Genomic DNA, 1,554 nt, shown 5'->3' on the forward strand with positions numbered 1-1,554 from the left:
GGGCGCGTGCGTCGCGGGCGGCGCGTGCCCCGGGCGCCCACGGCCGCCACACCTGACGCACCCAGGCGTCGAGCAGGGCGACGGCGCCCGGCGGAGCGTCCCGCTCCTCGCTCGGGACGCCGGGAGCGGGAGGCTCGCGCTCCCTGGTCCGCTCGACGGCCTCCGCGTCCAGGAGATGGGCGGGGATGGTAGGTGGGGCGTCCGGGCTCACCACCGTCCCGGCCAGGTAGCGGTCGAGCGGGGGTGGCCAGCTCGGCGCGGCCGGCTGGGGTACCCGGGCGACCTCCAGCCAGCTCTCCCGCTGCGTTGTCGGGCCGAACCGGATCCCCGGATGGGACGGGACGTCAGCCGGAAGGAGTGGAGCGGGGACGTACTCGGCGAGCTGGCGACGGGGGGCACCGCGCCGTTCGGCGGCGAGCGCGGCCAGGTAGTCCAAGAGCCGAAGCGACCGGCCACGGACCTGATCACGGGCGGACATCGGGCTCCTCGGCCGGGGGCTGGGTCAGGGCGCGGCGGCGCGACGCTAGCTGCCGTCCGCGTCTCCGCCTGATCGACCTTACGACCTGTCTCCGACACAATCGCCGGCTTCCGGCTTGTCCCGCCCGGACCGCTGCCCGAGGAGGCTGCCCGAGGAGGCTGCCCGGGACGGGCGGCGCGTTTCCGCCCGTGGCCACACCCACGCCGGACGAGGCCGACGCCTGATCCGCTACCAGGGACGCACGTGGGGCGGCGGACCGTCGGCGTGTCGATCCTGTCGTCTTCTGGACACGCATAGTGACTATCGGTACCGTCCGACGTCGTCTGGTCGGGCTGCGCCGAGTCGGGTTGCTGGGGGAGAACCACCATGGGATTGCGTTCCGGCGGTGCCGCCGTGCTCACGAGCATGCTGGTTGTGCTGACCGCGGTTCCGGTCGCGGCTTCGCGCCCCGCGGATGGCCCGTCGCGTTCCGTGGCGGAAAGCTCGCGTTCCATCGACGAGGTGCCGGACCAGGTCTCGCTCCGGGCTCTCGACGGCGGCGGCGACCACGGCAGCGGCAGCGGCGACCACGGCAGCGGCGGCGGCGACCACGGCAGCGGCAGCGGCAGCGGTGGCGGTGGCGGTGGCGGTGGCGGGGACCATGGCCGTGGTGGTGATGGGGACTCCAGAGCGTCCGCCGGCACGGGTGCGTCTCGGCACCCCGCCCCGGACAGGACCGGGACGGATCCCCGCGGGAACTCGCTTTCCTATACCGGTGGGCAGATCGGCGTCCTCGCCGTACTGGCGGCGCTGTTGCTCGGTGCGGGTGCCTTCTGGCGACGCGCGCACCGGGCCGGGCTGTCCTGAGCGCGGTGACCTGCCGGCTGCCGGCCGGCGAATCTGGGGGACCTGAGCACGGTTTGCGGTCCCTGGACCGTGACTGGCTCCCCCAAATTCGGCCGCCGCGCGATGGTGGTCACTGCATAAGCTGACCGTCTCCCGGCCGTCGCGGCCGCCAACGTCGCGGGGCCTCCGGACCCGGGTACGGTCTGGTCTAGGGACTGTTTTGGTAGTTCATCGGGGCAGCCATTTGTTGA

Annotated in this window: 1 protein-coding gene and 1 pseudogene; one reads left to right on the forward strand and one right to left on the reverse strand. The window is 73.7% G+C overall.

Features of this window, described 5'->3' with window-relative positions; genetic code table 11:
- Positions 1-478: pseudogene (locus tag ACY45C_RS05680) on the reverse strand (AAA domain-containing protein); the annotation flags it as partial.
- Positions 479-844: 366 nt separating this feature from the next.
- On the opposite strand from ACY45C_RS05680, the gene ACY45C_RS05685 reads away from it, so the two are divergent.
- Complete coding sequence (locus ACY45C_RS05685) at positions 845-1,324, forward strand: hypothetical protein (RefSeq protein ID WP_462186597.1); 480 nt, start codon at positions 845-847, stop codon at positions 1,322-1,324.
- Positions 1,325-1,554: the final 230 nt, after the last annotated feature.

The organism is Frankia sp. CcWB2 (genome assembly GCF_977927585.1).

Coding starts and splice junctions, on each gene's coding strand:
- ACY45C_RS05685 (WP_462186597.1), top strand. CDS start 845: ATGGGATTGCGTTCCGGCGGTGCCGCCGTGCTCACGAGCATGCTGGTT.